We start from the raw sequence: 19079 nt of genomic DNA on the forward strand, positions 1-19079 counted from the left end.
AGGGTGTGTCACGCATCACCGAAGCGCGGCCAGCCCGCCGAAGTTTGCAACTAACTTCATTCCCCTGCCAGGGCGGGGCCTGCATCCTGTGGCATACCGGGTACGGCAGACAGCCATGACAGCTTCCTCTACAGCCCCATCGCTGCGGTCGGTTGCCTGGTGATGTCGCGCGCATCCGTGCTGATCGGTCTGGCAGTCCTGTTGGTTATGGTCCTCGCGGCCGTTACCGAATGGGCAACACGTGTCCGCACACGCTTGGCCTCGCTGCGCCGGAGCAGCACCCTGCGGACGCTCGACGCCGACGAACACTGCGCACTGGCAGCACTGCGCGCGCTGACCGGCTGCGTCTACGACGACCAAGTGAAACGGCTGCGCGGGGTGTTCACCGGGGGGGCGTGCTGGAACAACTTCCCGGTCGGCGACGGCCTGCTGGGTGGAGTTCCCGTCCTGGTCCCAAGGCGGGCGTGGCCCTACCTCTCGGAAGACAATGAAGCCGAAGTGGTGCTGGACAAACGCGTGGCGGTGGTGGTGCGTCTCAATGGCTTCAGTATTGCTGCTGCACGGCCGGATGCAGCCACCAGCCGCGTCTGTGGCGAGCGCCTGGAGACGCCCGAGGAAGTTTCGATGCGACGAGGTCCCGGCCTGCGCCCTTCCCCACTGGTGATTGCCGCACTGGCGCTATGGGCCGCCACCGGCGTCCCGGGCCTGCTCGCCATGACGTTGCTCGCCATCGCCGGTCTTGCGGCCTGGCTGGGCTTCCCTCGCCGCAACGGCCCTGCGACAGCGCAGCGCGTGCTGCAGGTCCGCGGGCGCCTGCGCGCATACCAGCGTACTGCTCAGACATCACGAGTGTGGTTGCTCGGCAATGACCGGCGTGTGCAGCTTCCAGAGAAGTGGGAGCACGCTGCGGCATTCTCCCACGGGCGCTCGATGCTGATGGAAGTGCGCACCTGTGATGGATGGGTACTCGGCGTGGGCACGGCATGGTGCCTGGCCAGCGACCGACGGCGCTATCCGCCCACGGGAGGGTTCTGGCAACTGGCGTGGCTGGGCCTGCTGTTGTGCGTGCTGGTCTTCGGCGCCGCCTGGATGCCGTTGTCGCAGCGGCTGGAGCTGGGCTGGCCGCTTGCGTCCGGCTGGCAGGCGCTGGCATTGCTGGCGTTGGGCTGGCACGCGGTGCGGCTTGTAATCTGCATGGTGCAGTTCCTCCGCCGCAACGAGGCACTTGACGCTGACATCGCGCAGCGTCCGGACCCGTGGCACTGAACGGTTCACGCCCTTCGCGTGCGATGTCTCACATCCTGAGACGTGAATGTGGTGCCATGTGACCCCTCGAAAAACGTCCCGGCTCCATCTTCCATGGCTTACGAACTCGCCAAGCGCACCGCCGATGCCGAGCAGAAGCTCGCCACCCGTGATGGCCTGCCGGCCCGCGACGGTGCCCTGCTCAGTGCGCGCCTGCAGCGCCGCTACCAGGACCGCATCACCGGCAGCTTCGCCATTCCCGGCCGCGAAGGCCGCTATGCGCCCATTCCCGATTCGGTTCCGCCGGCCCTGGCTGCCGCCCTTAAAGCGCGAGGCATCGAACAGCTCTACAGCCACCAGTCCGAAGCCTGGGAGGCCAGCCAGCGCGGCGAGCACGTGGCCATCGTCACCCCCACCGCCAGCGGCAAGTCGCTGTGCTACACCCTGCCGGTGGTCAGCGCGGCAATGCAGGACAAGGCCAAGGCGCTGTACCTGTTTCCGACCAAGGCGCTGGCCCAGGACCAGGTGGCCGAGCTGCTGGAACTCAACCGCGCCGGCGATCTGGGGGTGAAGGCCTTCACCTTTGACGGCGACACCCCCGGCGATGCGCGGCAGGCCATCCGCCTGCATGGCGACATCGTGGTGTCCAACCCGGACATGCTGCACCAGGCCATCCTGCCGCATCACACCAAGTGGGCGCAGTTCTTCGAGAACCTGCGCTACATCGTCATCGACGAGGTGCACACCTATCGCGGCGTATTCGGCAGCCACGTCACCAACGTACTGCGCCGGCTCAAGCGCATCTGCGCGTTCTACGGCGTGCAACCGCAGTTCATCCTGTGCTCGGCCACCATCGGCAACCCGCAGGCCCATGCCGAGGCGCTGATCGAGGCACCGGTCACCGCCATCACCGAATCCGGCGCGCCCAGCGGGCCCAAGCAGGTGCTGCTGTGGAACCCGCCGGTGATCAACCCGGACCTGGGCCTGCGTGCCTCGGCACGTTCGCAGAGCAACCGCATCGCGCGCATCGCGATCAAATCCGGGCTGAAGACCCTGGTGTTCGCGCAGACACGGTTGATGGTGGAAGTGCTGACCAAGTACCTGAAGGACATCTTCGACCACGACCCGCGCAAGCCACCGCGCATCCGCGCCTACCGCGGCGGCTACCTGCCCACCGAGCGGCGTGAGACCGAACGGGCGATGCGCGCCGGCAACATCGACGGCATCGTCAGCACCTCGGCGCTGGAGCTGGGCGTGGATATCGGCAGCCTGGACGTGGTCATCCTCAACGGTTACCCCGGCAGCGTGGCCGCCACCTGGCAGCGCTTCGGCCGTGCCGGTCGCCGCCAGCAGCCCGCACTTGGCGTGATGGTGGCCAGTTCGCAGCCGCTGGACCAGTACGTGGTGCGGCATCCGGACTTCTTCGCCGAAGCCTCGCCCGAGCACGCGCGCATCGCACCGGACCAGCCGCTGATCCTGTTCGATCACATCCGCTGCGCGGCGTTCGAGCTGCCGTTCCGGGTCGGCGATGGCTTCGGCCCGATCGATCCGGAAGTGTTCCTGGAAGCGCTGGCAGAGACAGAAGTGATCCACCGCGAAGGCGAACGCTGGGAATGGATCGCCGACAGCTATCCAGCGAACGCAGTCAGCCTGCGCGCGGTGGCCGACGGCAACTTCGTGGTGGTCGACCGCAGCGATGGCCGCCAGCAGATCATCGCCGAGGTCGACTATTCCGCTGCCGCACTCACCCTGTACGAGGGTGCCATCCACATGGTGCAGTCCACGCCCTACCAGGTAGAGACGCTGGACTGGGAAGGCCGCAAGGCCTACGTCACCCGCACGCACGTGGACTACTACACCGACAGCATCGACTTCACCAAGCTCAAGGTGCTGGACCGCTTCGATGGCGGCGTGGCCGGGCGTGGCGATTCGCACCATGGCGAAGTGCACGTGGTTCGTCGCGTGGCCGGCTACAAGAAGATCCGTTACTACACCCACGAGAACATCGGCTACGGCCCGGTGAATCTGCCCGACCAGGAACTGCATACCACCGCGGTGTGGTGGCAGCTGCCGCAGGCCTTGCTGCTGCGCGCCTTTGCCAGCAAGCAGGATGCGTTGGATGGATTCCTCGGCGCGGCCTACGCGCTGCACATCGTCGCCACCGTGGCGGTGATGGCCGATGCGCGCGACCTGCAGAAGTCGGTCGGCAACGGTGATGGTTCCTGGTTCGCGATCGCCGACCAGAGCGGCCGCGGCCAGCTGCGCGGCAGCGAGGGTGATCCTGGCGTTGTCGAGCTGCTGCAGGAGTTCGTGCCCACCGTCTATCTGTACGACAATTTCCCCGGTGGCGTTGGCCTCAGCGAGCCGCTGTGGCAGCGCCAGGCCGAGCTGGTGCAGCGCGCGCGCGAACTGGTACAGCGCTGCGACTGCAAGGCCGGCTGCCCGGCCTGTGTCGGGCCGGTGCTGGCCGCGCAGGAAGAAGATGAGACTTCGCCGCGTGCGCTGGCGCTGCGCGTGCTCGACCTGTTCGATGCCGACGCCTGCCAGCACGTGCCCGACGTGGTGGTGACCACGCGCGATCCCATGGAGCTGCTGGCCCCGTGAGCCTGAGTCTGGACAAGCTGCGACTGTTGCGGAAGCAGGCCGGTGACCCGAAGGCGGTTGCGCCGGCCGTGCCCGCGCCGCCGCCCGCAGCGCCGGCCCCGGTGGCCGCCAACGATACACGGCAACCACCGGCCGAACGTTCTGTGTTCGCCTGGGTCGAACAGGAAATCCGCCACAAGGCGACTGGCGCAGCGGCGCCCGTTGCTGCAGCGGCACCGCTGCGCCAACCAGAGGTGGGCAGCCTGCATCGGTTGCTCGGCCTGCGCACACGCAGTGGTCCTTTGCCAACACGTGCCAGCGCGCAGGATCGCCAGCTCCCCGGTAAAGAAATCGCACCAGGCCTGTTCCTGATCGAATCGCTGCAGCCGCAACCGATCCCGACTGCCCCGCTGTCACTGGCCTTCGCCAAGCGCGAAGACCAACGCGTGGCCGCGCGCGACCTGCTGTTCTTCGATACCGAAACCACCGGCCTGGCCGGCGGTACCGGCACCCGCGCCTTCATGATCGGTGCCGCCGACTGGCATGTGTGCCCGCAACGCGGTGAAGGCCTGCGCATCCGCCAATTGTTGATGTCGACGATGGCCGCCGAGGACGCGATGCTGGCCACCTTCGCCAGCTGGCTGCAGCCGTCCACCGTGTTCTGCAGCTACAACGGCCGCAGCTACGATGCGCCCCTGTTGAAGGCGCGCTACCGACTGGCCCGCCAGCGTTGCCCGATCACAGCGCTGGATCACGTTGATCTGCTCTATCCGACCCGCCGCCGCTATCGCGGCACGTGGGAGAACTGCAAGCTGTCCACCATCGAACGGCAGCTGCTGCGCGTGGTGCGCGAGGATGACCTGCCCGGCTCGGAAGCGCCCGGCGCATGGCTGCGCTTCCTGCGTGGCGGCGACGCGGTGAACCTGCGCCGGGTGGCCGACCACAACCACCAGGACGTGGTGACCCTGGCCCTGCTGCTGCAGCGGCTGGTACGGGAAGAACAGCGTGAACGCGAGACCCTGGCACTGGTCGGGCAGTAGGCATTGACGCGGCCTGACGGTGGCAGCGGTGACACTGCCGCCATCATCCACGCCTGGAGCCCGACGATGCGCCTCAATCCCCTGGTCCTGCTCGCCATCCTGCCCTTGGCAGCCTGCAGTCACGCCGGCAGCAGCACCACCCACGATCCCGCGCCAGCGCCAGTGGCCGACGCCACGCACGAATGCAGGCCGCAGGCGCTGGAAGCCTTCACCGGCAAGACCGCCGACGAAGCCACGATCAAGAAACTGGTGGCTGACAGCGGCGCGCGCGGTGCACGGGTGGTCAAACCCGGCATGGCGGTGACCATGGACTTCCGCCAGGATCGCGTGACCGTGCAGGTAGATGCGCAGAACCGCATCGAGCGCGCCAGCTGCGGTTGATGTTCCCAGGGTAGTGCCGGCCGCTGGCCGGCACCCCACATTGCCGGCCAGCGGCCGGCACTACCGATCAGAGCCGCTCGGCCTTGCCGCTGGCCAGTGCACGCGCGATCACCTGCTGCGCCTGCTGCGATGCCTGGGCCTGCACGCGTGCCTGGCGCTCGCCCAACGCGGCCTGCTGGCTGCCCAGTGCCGCCTGACGGCTGGCCAGTTCGGACTGCTGGCTGGCCAGGCGCTGCATGTCACGGGTGCGGCCGGATTGCGCGGCCTCGCTGCGGGCTTCCTGCATCGCACGACGTGCCTCGGCGGCAGCCTCGCGTGCAGCCTCTCGCGCAACGGCCACATCGTGGGTCGCACCGCGCGCCGCTTTCGCCGCTTCCGCGGCGGCATCACGGTTGATGTCATGGGCGGCCATCGCATTGCGTGCTGCCTCGGCGGCGGCCAGTGCGATGCGGCGCGACTCCTCGCCCTGCAGGCGACCCATTTCACCCATCTGCCTGCCGAGTTCGCCCTGCTGGCGACCCAGCACGCTCTGTTGGCGGCCCAGTTCGCTCTGCTGGCGGCCCAGGTCTGCGGCGCCGCTGTAGGCGCGCTGCAGGGTCTGGATCAGCATCGGGTCACGCACCACATAGCGCTTGTCGCTCTGGCGGAACCACAGCGCCGGCCCCTTGCCGAGCTGCCTGCGGGCCACCGTTACATCGTCGATGCCGCCATTGGCGAAGGTCGAATCACCATCGACAAGCACGTAGGCCTGTCGCGGTGATTTGCCGAGATCCAGACGGCCATAGGTGGTGATGGAGGTGGTGTGGGAGGTCGAATGCTCACTGTCCATGTCGGTATCCACATCGACATCCACGTCGACCGCCACATCCGCATCGTCCGGGCCTGACAGCGCCTCGACATCGGCCGGCTCGGCCGGTGCCGCAGGAGCCACCGGAACGGCTGGCACTCGCGCGGACATCGGAGGCGCTGGCGGTGCCTTCGGTGGCGGCGGCACCACGGCCTTCGGTGCGGCCGGAGGCGCCGGCGGTGCCGGCGGCACTGGCGCCGCCACCAGCCGCATCGGTGCCACGCCCACCACAACGACGATAGCGGTCAACGCCATCGCCAGGATGCGCGGGCAGGACCGGCGCGACTGCAACGAAAGCAGGCGGCGCTTGAGGCTGGTGGTGTTCGGCGCGGCGCTGGCCACGCCCAGGTGTGGCTGCGGTGCCACGCCCAGCTGCAACAGCAGGCGGCCATAGGCCTGGCGACTCGCGCCGTGCTGGCCGACCACGGCCGCATCCACGGCTTCCTCGCGGGCCTGTGCGTATTCGCGCACCGACAAGCGCAGCAGCGGGTGGAAGAAGAACAGGTGCTGGGCCAATGCGGGCAGCAGGCCCCACTGCAGATCGCGCCGCTGCAGATGCTGCAGCTCGTGGGTCAGTGCCAGGTCCAGCGCATCGCCCTGCAAGGCGTTGTCGCCGGCCGGCAGCAGCAGCACCGGGCGGAACGGGCCGACCAGCTGCGGTGCGTCCACCTGCGTGCTCATCCAAAGCCGCGGCGCAGGGCGCACGCCGTGCGCGTCGGCGGCCAGCTGCAGGGCCTGCACCAGCGCCTGGTCCTCGCAGGGATAGGCCGCTGCCAACAGCGCGCGGCAGCGACGCCACTCACCGAAGGTACGCAGTGCCATCAGCAGCACGCCGGACATCCACAGCGCGGCCAGTGCGACGGTCCACCATGCCACCGCCGGCACATCCGCGGCAGGCATCGGCATTGCGGCCAACAGCTGTGCCGAGGCCTCCGGGGCCAGCGGGTAGACCAGATCGGCGGCAACGTCAGTGGCGGTGATCGCCACCGCCTGCGGTGCCGGCAGCCAGGCCAGCTGCAGCGGCTGGCTCCAGAACAGGCCGAGCACGGCCTGCAGCGAAACCAGCCACCACAGGCGGCAGCGGGTGGCCGCCGACAGGGACGGCAGTGCGCGGCACACGCCGTACACCAGGGCCACCAGCAGCACGGTCTGCAGGCTGGTCCAGCCCAGCCGTTCCAACAACAGGATCAGCATCGTGGTGTCCATGGCTCAGCCCTCGTGGCGGCGCGATTGGAGTTCGGCGACCAGCGCTTCCAGCTCGGCCAGCTCGTTGTCGCTGACCTGCTGGCGCTGCGACAGGTAGGCCACGAACGGCGACACCGAGCCCTGCAGGGTGTTGTCGACGAACTGGGCCACCGCGCCCTGCAGCACGCTTTCCGGGCCACGGGTGGCCTGGTAGCGGTAGACGCCGTCCTGCTGCTGGCGACGAAGATACCCCTTCGCCCGCAGTCGCTCCATCATCGTCAGCACGGTAGAGCGGGCCAGGCCACGGGCCTCGCCATAGCCACTGGCAACCTCGCCGACCGTGGCCGGCGCATGTTCATCGATGTACTGCAGCAGGGCCAGTTCCTGGTCCCCGATCGTCTTGCCACGCATGACACCACTCCCTTGACTACACGTGTCGCCAATTTCTGCTTGACGACAACTGTAGTCAACCCCCCGGAAGTCATGGGCCGACGAACGGTAGGCGTAACAATGCCGTTAAACCTTTCCCGTGCCCCCTGCATCCGATCCTCGACGCCCCGCCGGAATCCCGCATGTTCCGCCCAACGCTTCGAGTCGTGCTCATGCTCATCAGCGCCCTGCCCTTACCCGCCGTGTCCGCCAGCCAGGACCACCCCAACGACCGGACCCGTCGCCTGATCCGCCAGACCATGCTGGAGCAGCGCATCCCCGGATTGCAGATCGCAGTGGTCAAGGATGGGCAGGTCGTGCTGTCCGAGGCCTATGGCCTGGCCAATGTCGAGAACGGGGTGCGGGCCTCGCGTGATACCCGTTTCCCGCTCAACTCGGCCACCAAGGCGTTCACCGGCGTGGCCATCGCGCAGTTGGCGCAGCAGGGCCGGGTGGATCTGGATGCCCCGGCATCGCGCTATCTGGATGATCTTCCGGCCACCTGGCAGGACGTGCGTGTGCGCCAACTGCTGGCCCATACCTCGGGACTGCCCGACATCCTCGATGCGAGCGGACTGCTGGGCGGTGGTACCGAAGCCCAAGCGTGGGCGGCGGTCACCGCGCTGCCGATGGAGGCGGCCTCCGGCCAGCGCTTCGCATACAACCAGACCAACTACGTGCTGCTGGCGCGGATCATCGCGCAGCAATCGGGCATGTCCTATCAACGATTCCTCGCCACCGGCCAGTTCAGCAGCGCGCGCATGGCACGCACCACCTTTGGCGACAGCTACGACCTGATCCCGGATGTGGCGACGATGTACAGCCTGGCCCCGCGTGCCACCGACGCAGCCGATGCACCGCCGCGCCTGTCGCACTGGTTCTACGACATTCCGCCTTCACTGTGGGCCGGTGGTGGCATCCTCACCACCGCCGATGACACCGCGCGCTGGCTGGTTGCGTTGACCGAAGGCCGCCTGCTGCCGGAGACGGCCCTGCGGCGGATGTGGAGCGCGGAGCGCCTGGCTGATGGCCGTGCCGGCCCGTGGGCGGGTGGCTGGCCGGTACTGCGCGCATCGCCCGACCTTCAGGTGGCCGGTATCGGCGGTGCGCGCTCGGCCTTCGTGGTCTATCCCGACCGCGACGTCGCGGTGGTGGTGCTGACCAATCTGGTCGGCGCCAATCCACAGCAGTTCATCCCCCGCATTGCCGATTTCTACGCGCGTGACGCCTCACCGCCCGCTCACGAACGGGTCACCCTTGCACGGCAGCAACGGGCTGTCGTCGCAGGGCCATAGGGCGGCGGGTACGGTCCTGGCCACTTCGAAGTGATCCTGGTTCCAGCGCAGGAAACCACCGTGGATGGCATTGCCATGGTCGAAGCTGCGCGCCTCGACGGCCAGTGGCTGTTCGGGGTCTGCTTCGGCCACCCAGCGCAGCACCGGCACCTTGTCCAGCGCCCCGATGAAGGCGAACAGATCACCCGCGCCCTTGTCCTGGTAAGCCGTCATGGTCGCCGCGTCGGGCAGCTCGGCCTGCGCCAGCAACGACGCGGTGACATCCTGCAGCGGTGCGGCTCCCTGTGCGATGTAGGCGCGCATGCCCGTGGTGGTTGCCGGGCAGTCCTGCAGCTGCACCAGATACCCGGTGGTACCGCCACGACCGGAGAACGACCGCATCCAGTAGCGGAAACGCGGCCCGCTGCGATCGGTGACCATGAAATCCTGCTGGCCATCCTGCGCGGGAATGGAAAGCACCTGCACCTTGCTGGCGCTCTCCACGTTGCACTTCAACTGCGACAGCACCTGCCTGGCAGGTTCGGGCAGCGCAGCGTAGCGACCGCCGGGATGGGCGCTGCCGGAGGCTTCCGGCAGTGCGGGCAATCCACGATCAGTGGGCAGGGTCTGCGCAGGCAAGGCCTCAGGTTTCGCCGCCGAGCTGGCGGTGGGCGCTACCGGCGCGACGCGCTCCCCAGCGGGCGCGCAGGCGCTGCAGGCCAGCAACAGCGTCAACGAAACGCTCGGCATCAGGTGTGATCGGATCATCGCTCAACGCCCTCCCATCGCCGGCGCTTCCTGCAGGTGTGCAGGCGCGGGTGTGGGTGCCGCCTGTTCGCGTGATTGCTGCTGCAGCTGACGCAGGCTGGCTTCCACCGCAGTCTCGCGCACCTCGGCTGCATTGACCCCTGCGCGCAGCACCGCAGGATCGCCCGGACTGCCCTGCACCAGGAACAGTGTCTCGCCCGCCGTGCGTCCAGCACTGGGATTGCTGGCCACGATCTGGTCGACCCGGGTGATGCCCGCGGCCTTCGCTTCGCGCAGCATCACCAGACTGTAGTCATCGGCATGCTCGGCGTAGCGTCCGCCCAGGGCCTGCAGGCGCGTGCTGATCTGCTGCTGCAGGGCATGGTCGCGATGCTGCGGCTGACGGGGATCGTCAGTGGCCGCGAGCGGCACGTTCTGCCCCAGCTCGCGCGCCTGGCCGGGGGCGACCGAGGTCAGCACGTACTGCCAACGGTTCTGCCCAGGCGTGCCGCGCACCGTCGACACGAAGTCGTCGTACTCACCGCCGCCCATGGTCTGGCAGCCGGCCGAATCGGTGTTGGAGCGGCTGCCACGATGGATCTTGAAGGTGTCGTTGAGGTCCTGCACGCCCTGGGTATCGCGCGCATCGAACCAGCCGTCGCCATTGCTGTCGCGCTCCACACGGCCGGCGCCTGCGGTGATCGCGTCCTGCGAGGGGCGCAGCGCAAACTCATCGGGATGGCCATTGCGCGGATGGGTCGTTGCGCGCATCTCGGTGGTGCCCTCGCCCAAGCGCCCCAGGTCCTTGACCCGGTCGCCGTTGACGTCCTCACCCTCGGTCTTGGTACGCGGTGCCACGTTGCCGAAGCCCGGGCTGCGCGGCGTGGTCTTGGCATGGCCGTCGTACTGGGCGGTCGGTTCGGTCGTCGCCTGGTTGAACTCACGCACATGGCCTTGGCCCTGCGCATCCTTCCACAGCACCACAATACGGTCGTCGTAGACGCCACGCCCGCGCGCCTCGGTGGTGCGGTTCTCGTCGCGCAGCCCCAGCACCACGCGGTCCTGCGTTGCCATCGCGTCATTCGCCGCAGTGTTGCCGCGCTGGGCCACGATGCTGCCATACACATCGTACTGCTGGGCCTGGCTCAGCGCTGCGGTCTCTGCCGCATCGGGCATCCGCGGTGGCCGCGTCGCCTCGCCCAGGCGATCCAGCATCGGGTTCACCGTGGCCGCATCCGCTGCGGCAACACCACCGCTGCGTCGCAACGCCTCGAGTTCGCTGGCGGCACGCGCCGAAATGTAGCGATCCAGCGATTCCTGCACCACGACACTCTGGCCGTCGTGCAGGGCCTCCAGGCGAACGGCGGCACCGCGCGCGTCGTTCTGTCGTAAAAGCGCGACGACTTCATTGGCCGCCGCGTTGATGTCCATCCCGGGCATGGTCGGTCCTTGAACGTGATCGGTTGGGAGTCAGCCTACCCCAGCCGCCCGGCGGAGCTTTTGACACAGCGCACACCCCGCGCCACGCCCCATTCAGGCAGCACATGCCGCGCCCGGCCTCACCCCCGCGGCCCGCCCATCACCGGCAGGATCACCCCGCTGATGTAACTGGCACAGACCGGCGAAGCCAGGAACACATAGGCCGGCGAGAGTTCTTCGGGCTGTGCGGGCCGGCCCATGTCGCTGTCCTTGCCGAACTCCGCCACGTCCTCCGCCAGCTTGTCGGCCGGGTTCAACGGCGTCCACACCGGACCCGGTGCCACGCAGTTGACCCGGATGCCCCGCGGCAGCAGCTGGCTGGCCAGCGCCTTGGTGAAGGCATGAATGGCGCCCTTGGTGGCCGAGTAGTCGATCAGCGCCTTGCTGCCGAAGATTCCCGTTTCCGAACCGGTGTTGATGATGCTGGCACCCTCGCCCAGATGCGGCAGTACCGCGCGCGCCATCTGGATGTAGCCGCCGATGTTGGTCTGCAGGGTTTCCTGCAGATGGGCGTCCTCCAGATCCTCCAGGCGCTCGCAATGCAGCTGGAAGGCAGCATTGTTGACCAGGATGTCGATGCCGCCGAAGGCCTTGGCCACCTGCTTCACCGCCTTGTTGCAGAAGCGCGGATCGCGCACGTCGCCGGCGATCACCACGCAGCGGCTACCTTCGCGCTCCACATGCTGGCGGGTGATGTCGGCGTCTGCAGCCTCGTCCAGGTGCAGTACCGCCACATCGGCGCCTTCGCGTGCGAACAGCACCGCCACCGCACGGCCGATGCCGGAATCGCCACCGGTGACAATCGCGCGCATGCCCTGCAGCTTGCCGCTGCCGGCGTAGTCCGGTGCAAGGAAACGCGGCGCCAACTCCAGCTCGTGTTCATGCCCGGGCTTGGCCAGCTGCTGCGCCGGCATCGCCTCCGGTTGTCGGCGTATGCCGGCCTGGGTTGCGGTCTTCTTCGTGGCTTTCTTTGCCGCGCGCACGTCCTTGGCCTTTTCCTGGTCCTGCAGGCGTCGCTGTCGGGCCGCGACGCGCGCTGCCCGTGGATCGCTGGCGGCCGCCTTGCGGGTTGCCGTCTTCACCACCCGTGGGCGATCGGGGTCGGCAGCGGTCTTCGTCGCGGTGCTGCCTTTACGCACCTTGGGCGAGGCTTTGCGGCGAATGGGGGTTTTCTTGGTGGTGGCCATGCAGGTCTCCTCGGGAGGGAAGGGGGCTGCCGGCCAGCGGCCGGCACTACCGGGGGCGGCGCACGCCGCTCCTGCAGTGTCTGCACCTATCCTGTTAGCGGCAGTGAGCGCACCGTGTCCACGATGTGCACGGTATTCATTCCGCCACCACGTGCGGCGTCGCACGCTGCACGCAACCACACAAGGAACGCCTCCATGAAACATGCCATTGCCACCGCCGCCGTCTGCTTTGCCCTCGCCGCCTGCAGCAGCTCGCCGGTGGCCCAGGTGCAGCCAATCGACGGCGTCATTTCCGGGCAGTGCCACAGCGACATGGTGCGCGGCGCACTGGGCCTGGCCGCTTCGGATGCCACCGTGGCCCGCGCACGCGTGGACAGCGACAGCCTGCACGTGCGGGTGCTGCGCCACGACGGTCCGCGGGTGCCGCCGGCCAGCGAGGGCGGCGACCGGCTGACCATAGAGAAGGGCCGCACCAACAACATCACCGCGATCTACTGCGGCTGAGCCTGCGCGCCCTGCGCAGCACGCGCAAGGTGGCCTGTTCCCACTGGCGCGGCCCACGCAGGCCGGCCAGCTTGGCCAGTTCGCCGCGCTCCCAGCCGACGAACACGCAAGGGTCGATGTAGGCCTTGCGGCATACCGCCGGGGTGTTGCCCAGCAGCGCCGCCACTTCGCACACCACCGCGCGCTGCGCCTGCGCCAGCGCGCGCTGGCTGGCCGGTTCCGGCAGCTCGGTGGCGGCGAACGCCTGCACCGCCGCCACCGTTCCGCCCCAGGTGCGGAAATCCTTGGCAGTGAAGTCCTCGCCCATCACCCCGCGCAGGTAGTCGTTCACCGCGCCGGAATCCACCGGCTGCAGCGCACCGTCGTCATCGCGGTACTGGAACAGCGCCTGCCCCGGCAACTGCTGCAGGCGCCGTACCAGCAGTCCCAGCCTGCGATCGCCCACCGTCACTTCCTGCAGCTGGCCGGACTTGCCACGGAAGCGCATGCGTACCCGGCCGCCGCGCAGCAACTCCAGATGGCGGTTGCGCAGTGTGGTCAGTCCGAACGAACGGTTCTGTTGTGCATAGGTTTCATTGCCGACCCGAACCAAGGTGTCCGCCAACAGCGCGACCACCATGGCCAGCACCTTTTCCTGCGGAAACCCAGGTCGCTTGAGATCCCGCGACAACCGCCGCCGCAGCGCGGGCAAGGCCTCGCCAAAGGCGATGATGCGGTCGAACTTGCCGGCGTCGCGCTCCTTGGCCCAGTCGGCGTGGTAGCGGTACTGCTTGCGGCCGCGTGCATCGCGGCCGGTGGCCTGCAAGTGGCCGTTGGCGTGGGCGCAGATCCACACGGCGGTATACGCCGGCGGAATCGCCAGCGCACGGATGCGTTGCAGGGTGGTGGCGTCGCGTATCGCGTGGCCATCAGCATCGCGGTAGCTGAAACCCTTGCCTGCGCGGCGCCGGCTGATGCCCGGCTGGGTGTCGTCGACATAGCGCAGGCCGGCCGCGCGTGCGGCCTGTCGTTCGGGGGTGGAGGGGGTTGGCATGCCTGTAGTGTCGCCGTCGCCATGCCGCGATCCTGTCGATAACACAAGACAAACACGTGAGGGCCGGTTCGCCGCTATGCTCGGGTCTTCACAACCCCTTCCGGAGTCATGATGTCGTTCCCGATTCGCGCCCGTTCGCTCTCCGCCCTGTTGCTGCCGGCCGTGCTGGCCCTGACCGCCTGCCAGGCACCGGCGCTGGATGAACAGGATTCGGCCACGGCCCACGCCCAGCAGGCCGCCGAAGCAGCCAAGGCGCCGGCCGACGAAGCCGGCAAGGCCACCGAGGCTCCGCCGGTCGGCACCTGCGATGCCAGCCAGGTGCAGAGCCTGGTCGGCCAGGCCTACACCGATGCACTGGGCAAGCAGGCACAGGAAGATGCCGGCGCAAGCCAGGTGCGCGTGCTCAAGCCCAACGACGTGGCCACGATGGAGTTCCTCGGCGACCGCCTGAACATCGAAGTGGACGCCAAGGGCGCCGTCAGCGGCGCGCGCTGCGGCTGAGTCCGGCCCCGCGCCGGCACCGTGTTGCCGGCGCGTTCTGTTGCACCTGCAACCGTGTATTGCGGCGTTGCAGCAACCTGTGATCTAGTCGAGGCATCCGGTGGCCTCACGATGCGCTCCAGGGATTGAGCGGGCTTGAGTGTCCCCGTTCAATTCATTCCGCATCGAGGTAGAGATGGCCCCCCGCAACCGCCAAGGGCTTTACGACCCGCGCTCCGAGCGCGATGCCTGTGGATTTGGCATGGTCGCCCAGCTCGACGATCAACCATCGCGCCTGTTGGTTGATACCGCCATCGCCGCGCTTTCGCGCATGACCCACCGTGGCGGTGTCGCCGCCGATGGCCTGACCGGAGATGGCTGCGGCCTGCTGCTGCGCCGCCCCGATGCCTTCCTGAAACTGCTGGCCAGCGAAGCCGACATCGCGGTCTCCGCACGCTTCGCCGCCGGCCTGGTGTTCCTGCCACACGATGCCGATTCCGCGCAGGCGTGCCGTACGCAGCTGCAGGCGCAGCTGGAAGCGGTGGGCTGCAAGCTCGCCGGCTGGCGCGAGGTGCCCACCGATGACAGCGTCTGCGGCCAGCTGGCGCGCGACACGCTGCCGCGCATCGAGCAGGTGTTCGTCGACGCCGGCGTCGGCCAGGATGATGCTGGCTTCGCGCTGGCGCTGTTCCTGGCCCGCCGTCGCAGCGAACAGCAGCTGCGCGAGCATGCCGATTTCTACGTCACCACCCTCACCCCGGATGCGATCAGCTACAAGGGCATGGTGCTGCCAGACAAGCTCAGCCGCTTCTTCCTGGACCTGCAGCGCCGCGAACTGGCCTCCAGCGCGATCGTGTTCCACCAGCGCTTCTCCACCAACACGCTGCCGCGCTGGCCGCTGGCACACCCGTTCCGGATGCTCGCCCACAACGGCGAGATCAACACCATTGAAGGCAACCGGCGTTGGGCGCAGGCGCGCAGCAAGGTGTGGAAGACGCCGCGCTTCGACATCGGTGAGTTCGACCCGGTCATCTCCATGCATGGCTCCGATTCGCAGAGCCTGGACAACATGCTGGAACTGATGGTCGCCGGTGGCATGGAGCTGATCCAGGCCCTGCGCATCCTGGTGCCGCCGGCAACGCAGTCGCTGGAATTCAAGGACCCGGACCTGGCCGCGTTCTACGAGTTCCACGGCCTCAACAGCGAACCCTGGGACGGCCCGGCCGGCATCGTCGCCTGCGACAGCCGCTATGCCGTGTGCACCCTCGACCGCAACGGCCTGCGCCCGGCGCGCTGGATGCTGACCGCGGATCGCCACTTCCTGGTCGCCTCCGAAGCAGGCGTATGGGAAGTGCCCACCGAGCGCGTGGTGCGCAAGGGCAAGCTCGGCCCGGGCGAGATGATCGCCATCGATCTCAAGCGCGGCGACCTGCTCGATTCGGATGCGGTGGACCGCATCAACCGCGGTCGCGCGCCGTACAAGCAATGGCTGCAGCAGGGCGTGACCTACCTGCAGACCGAATTGATCGATCCATCGCTGGTGGAGGAACCGTTCGACGAAGGCACCCTGCGCAGCTACCACAAGCTGTACCAGCTCAGCAGTGAGGAAGTGGAGCAGGTGCTGCGGCCCTTGGCCGAGACCGAGCAGGAAGCCACTGGCTCGATGGGCGACGACACGCCGATGGCGGTGCTGAGCCAGCGCAGCCGTCCGCTCTATGACTACTTCCGCCAGGCCTTCGCGCAGGTCACCAACCCGCCGATCGATCCGCTGCGCGAAGACTGCGCGATGTCGCTGTCCACCCAGCTCGGCAGGGAGACCAACATCTTCCATGCCGGCCCGGAGACGGTGAACCACGTCATTCTCAACTCGCCGGTGCTGAGCCAGCGCAAGCTGCGGCAGCTGCTGAAGATGGACCAGTACGTGCAGGCCAACCGCCTGCTCGACCTGTCCTACGGCGAGGATGAAGGCCTGCGTGCCGGCATCGAGCGCATCTGCGCCGAAGCCGAACAGGCCGCGCGCGATGGCATGGTGATGCTGCTGTTGTCCGACCGCTACCCGGTGGCCGGGCGTCCGATGGTGCATGCCCTGCTGGCCACCAGTGCGGTCCACCACCACCTGTCGCGCCTGGGCCTGCGCTGCGACGTCAACCTGATCGTGGAAACCGGTACCGCGCGCGATCCGCACCACATGGCCTGCCTGCTCGGCTTCGGCGCCACCGCGGTGTATCCGTACCTGGCCTACCAGACCCTGTTCGACCTCGGCCGTCGCGGCATCCTCAAGCTCAGCAAGGGCGGCGAGCAATCGCAGATCGGCCGCCGCTACCGCAAGGGCATCTACAAGGGCCTGTCCAAGATCATCTCGAAGATGGGCATCTGCACCGTGGCCAGTTACCGCGGCGCGCAGCTGTTCGAGATCATCGGCCTGGAGCCGGAAGTCGTGGACCTGTGCTTCCCCGACACCGCCTCGCGCATCGGCGGCGCCGGCTTCGCGCGGCTGGATGCCGACGCCCGCGAACTGTGCGCGCAGGCCTGGGACGCGCAGCAGGGCGTGGATGTCGGCGGCCTGCTGAAGTATGTGCACGGCGGCGAGTACCACATGTACAACCCGGACGTGGTGACCACCCTGCAGCGCGCGGCGCGCAGTGGCGACCCGCGTGCGTGGCAGCAGTACTGCGATGCGGTGCATGCGCGCCCGCCATCGGCGCTGCGCGACCTGCTGGAACTGGTTCCAGCCGCTGCGCCGACACCGCTGGATGACGTGGCTCCGGCCAGCGAACTGTTCCCGCGCTTCGACACTGCCGCCATCAGTCTCGGCGCCCTCTCTCCTGAAGCGCATGAAGCGCTGGCCATCGCCATGAACCGCCTGGGCGGCCGCAGCAATTCCGGCGAAGGTGGCGAAGATCCCGCACGCTATGGCACCGCGCGGCGCAGCAAGATCAAGCAGGTGGCCTCGGGTCGCTTCGGCGTCACCGCCGAATACCTGGTCAACGCCGAAGTGCTGCAGATCAAGGTCGCGCAGGGCGCCAAGCCCGGCGAAGGCGGCCAGCTGCCCGGCCACAAGGTCAACGAACTGATCGCACGCCTGCGCTATGCCAGGCCGGGCATCGGCCTGATCTCGCCGCCGCCGCACCACGACATCTATTCCATCGAAGATCTGGCGCAGCTGATCTACGACCTCAAGCAGGTCAACCCGACCGCGCTGGTGTCGGTGAAGCTGGTCAGCCATGCCGGTGTGGGCACGATCGCCGCAGGCGTGGTCAAGGCCGGTGCGGACCTGATCACCATCTCCGGACACGATGGCGGTACCGGTGCGTCGCCGGTCAGCTCGATCCGTTATGCCGGTGTGCCGTGGGAGCTGGGCATTGCCGAAGCACACCAGGCGCTGCTGGCCAACGACCTGCGCGGGCGCACGTTGCTGCAGACCGACGGTGGCCTGAAGACCGGCCTGGATGTGGTCAAGGCCGCACTGCTGGGCGCGGACAGCTTCGGCTTCGGCACCGCGCCGATGATCGTGCTTGGCTGCAAGTACCTGCGCATCTGCCACCTCAACAACTGCGCCACCGGCGTTGCCACCCAGGATGAGCGCCTGCGCGAGAACCACTTCACCGGCCAGCCCGAGCGCGTGGAGAACTTCTTCCGCCTGCTGGCCGAGGAAGTGCGTGGCTGGCTGTCCTACCTGGGCGTGCGCTCGCTGGAAGAGATCGTCGGCCGTACTGACCTGCTGCGGCAGATCGAGGCGGCGCCACGCGACGGCGTGCGCGTGGACCTGTCGCGCCTGCTGGCCGATGCCCGTTACGAAGGCAGCCACTGTGCCGCGCAGCGCCTGTACGAATCGCCGGACAGCCTGGCCACGCAGATGGATGGCCTGTTGGCCGATTCCATTGAGCACAAGCGCGGTGGCGAACACCGCTTCCTGATCCACAACACCGACCGCAGCATCGGCACCCGCCTGTCCGGTGCGGTGGCACGCGCGCATGGCAACCAGGGCATGGCCGAATCACCGTTGGAACTACGCTTCCGCGGCAGTGCCGGGCAGAGCTTCGGCGCGTTCAACGTCGGCGGCCTGCATCTGGAAGTGGAAGGCGAAGCCAACGATTACGTCGGCAAGGGCATGGCCGGCGGCCGCCTGGTGGTGCGTCCGCCGCGCGGCGCGCGCTTCGAGGCACGCAGCACGGCCATCATCGGCAACACCTGCCTGTACGGCGCCACCGGCGGCGAACTGTTCGCGGCCGGTCGCGCTGGCGAACGCTTTGCTGTGCGCAATTCCGGCGCGCTGGCGGTGGTCGAAGGAGCCGGTGACCACTGCTGCGAGTACATGACCGATGGCGTGGTGCTGGTGCTGGGCAAGGTCGGCCTGAACTTCGGTGCCGGCTTCACCGGTGGCCTGGCCTACGTGCTGGACGTCGACCGCGATTTCGTCGACCGCTACAACCACGAGCTGATCGACATCCACCGCGTATCGGCCGAGGGCTTCGAGAACTACCGCCAGCACCTGCACCGCCTGATCGGCCGCCACCGCGAGCTGACCGGCAGCATCTGGGCACAGCAGATCCTGGACGAGTTCCGCGATTACATCGGCAGGTTCTGGCTGGTCAAACCCAAGGCCGCCAGCATCGAATCCCTGACCGAAACCCTGCGCCGCGCCGCATAACGGTAGTGCCGGCC

14 protein-coding genes are annotated in these 19079 nt (G+C 68.1%); 8 read left to right on the forward strand and 6 right to left on the reverse strand.

The window, feature by feature from the left end:
* The first annotated feature begins 162 nt into the window (after nt 1-162).
* The 4 genes from DI041_RS06860 (at nt 163) to DI041_RS06875 (ending at nt 5249) form a co-directional block, all read left to right on the forward strand.
* Complete coding sequence (locus DI041_RS06860) at nt 163-1266, forward strand: hypothetical protein (RefSeq protein ID WP_046984774.1); 1104 nt, start codon at nt 163-165, stop codon at nt 1264-1266.
* 93 nt (nt 1267-1359) lie between these two features.
* Nucleotides 1360-3849 carry a DEAD/DEAH box helicase gene (locus DI041_RS06865; RefSeq protein WP_046984773.1) on the forward strand — a complete coding sequence of 830 codons (2490 nt, stop codon included), beginning with the start codon at nt 1360-1362 and terminating at the stop codon, nt 3847-3849.
* The gene (locus DI041_RS06870) at nt 3846-4868 is read left to right on the forward strand and encodes a ribonuclease H-like domain-containing protein (protein WP_136638454.1); all 1023 of its coding nucleotides are present in this window, start codon (nt 3846-3848) and stop codon (nt 4866-4868) included. Before DI041_RS06865 ends, DI041_RS06870 begins: the two co-directional genes overlap by 4 nt.
* A gap of 66 nt (nt 4869-4934) precedes the next feature.
* Nucleotides 4935-5249 carry an I78 family peptidase inhibitor gene (locus tag DI041_RS06875; protein WP_136638453.1) on the forward strand — a complete coding sequence of 105 codons (315 nt, stop codon included), beginning with the start codon at nt 4935-4937 and terminating at the stop codon, nt 5247-5249.
* 67 nt (nt 5250-5316) lie between these two features.
* On the opposite strand, the gene DI041_RS06880 is transcribed toward DI041_RS06875, so the two are convergent.
* Nucleotides 5317-7302, reverse strand: a complete 1986-nt coding sequence (locus DI041_RS06880; RefSeq protein ID WP_136638452.1) for a M56 family metallopeptidase — start codon at nt 7300-7302, stop codon at nt 5317-5319.
* A gap of 3 nt (nt 7303-7305) precedes the next feature.
* Nucleotides 7306-7692 (reverse strand): BlaI/MecI/CopY family transcriptional regulator, encoded by a 387-nt coding sequence (locus DI041_RS06885; RefSeq protein WP_136638451.1) that lies wholly within the window; start codon nt 7690-7692, stop codon nt 7306-7308.
* 191 nt (nt 7693-7883) lie between these two features.
* Between DI041_RS06885 and DI041_RS06890 the strand changes: the two genes are divergently transcribed.
* Nucleotides 7884-9005: a serine hydrolase domain-containing protein gene (locus DI041_RS06890; protein WP_136638450.1), complete on the forward strand. Its 1122-nt coding sequence runs from the start codon at nt 7884-7886 to the stop codon at nt 9003-9005.
* Here DI041_RS06890 and DI041_RS06895 read toward each other — a convergent pair.
* The 3 genes from DI041_RS06895 to DI041_RS06905 form a co-directional block, all read right to left on the reverse strand.
* The gene (locus DI041_RS06895; RefSeq protein ID WP_136638449.1) at nt 8940-9752 is read right to left on the reverse strand and encodes a hypothetical protein; all 813 of its coding nucleotides are present in this window, start codon (nt 9750-9752) and stop codon (nt 8940-8942) included. The genes DI041_RS06890 and DI041_RS06895 overlap by 66 nt on opposite strands.
* A 3-nt stretch (nt 9753-9755) precedes the next feature.
* Nucleotides 9756-11171, reverse strand: a complete 1416-nt coding sequence (locus tag DI041_RS06900) for an XVIPCD domain-containing protein (RefSeq protein ID WP_136638448.1) — start codon at nt 11169-11171, stop codon at nt 9756-9758.
* Nucleotides 11172-11290: 119 nt separating this feature from the next.
* On the reverse strand, nt 11291-12397 hold the full coding sequence (locus DI041_RS06905) for an SDR family oxidoreductase (RefSeq protein ID WP_136638447.1): 1107 nt from the start codon (nt 12395-12397) through the stop codon (nt 11291-11293).
* Between the two features lie 195 nt (nt 12398-12592).
* Between DI041_RS06905 and DI041_RS06910 the strand changes: the two genes are divergently transcribed.
* Complete coding sequence (locus tag DI041_RS06910; protein ID WP_046984765.1) at nt 12593-12901, forward strand: putative periplasmic lipoprotein; 309 nt, start codon at nt 12593-12595, stop codon at nt 12899-12901.
* On the opposite strand, the gene DI041_RS06915 is transcribed toward DI041_RS06910, so the two are convergent.
* A complete protein-coding gene (locus DI041_RS06915; protein WP_046984764.1) occupies nt 12879-13934 on the reverse strand; it encodes a DNA topoisomerase IB in 1056 nt (351 codons plus the stop codon). The two genes, DI041_RS06910 and DI041_RS06915, sit on opposite strands and share 23 nt — an antisense overlap.
* Before the next feature lie 111 nt (nt 13935-14045).
* Here DI041_RS06915 and DI041_RS06920 point away from each other — a divergent pair, with 111 nt between their 5' ends.
* Together DI041_RS06920 and gltB are read left to right on the forward strand one after the other, a co-directional pair.
* On the forward strand, nt 14046-14435 hold the full coding sequence (locus tag DI041_RS06920; RefSeq protein WP_029380146.1) for an I78 family peptidase inhibitor: 390 nt from the start codon (nt 14046-14048) through the stop codon (nt 14433-14435).
* Nucleotides 14436-14610: 175 nt separating this feature from the next.
* Nucleotides 14611-19065: a glutamate synthase large subunit gene (gltB, locus tag DI041_RS06925; protein WP_136638446.1), complete on the forward strand. Its 4455-nt coding sequence runs from the start codon at nt 14611-14613 to the stop codon at nt 19063-19065.
* Nucleotides 19066-19079 lie beyond the last annotated feature (14 nt).

The sequence above is a fragment of the Stenotrophomonas maltophilia genome (assembly GCF_004920835.1).
Lineage (GTDB): Bacteria > Pseudomonadota > Gammaproteobacteria > Xanthomonadales > Xanthomonadaceae > Stenotrophomonas > Stenotrophomonas maltophilia_AQ.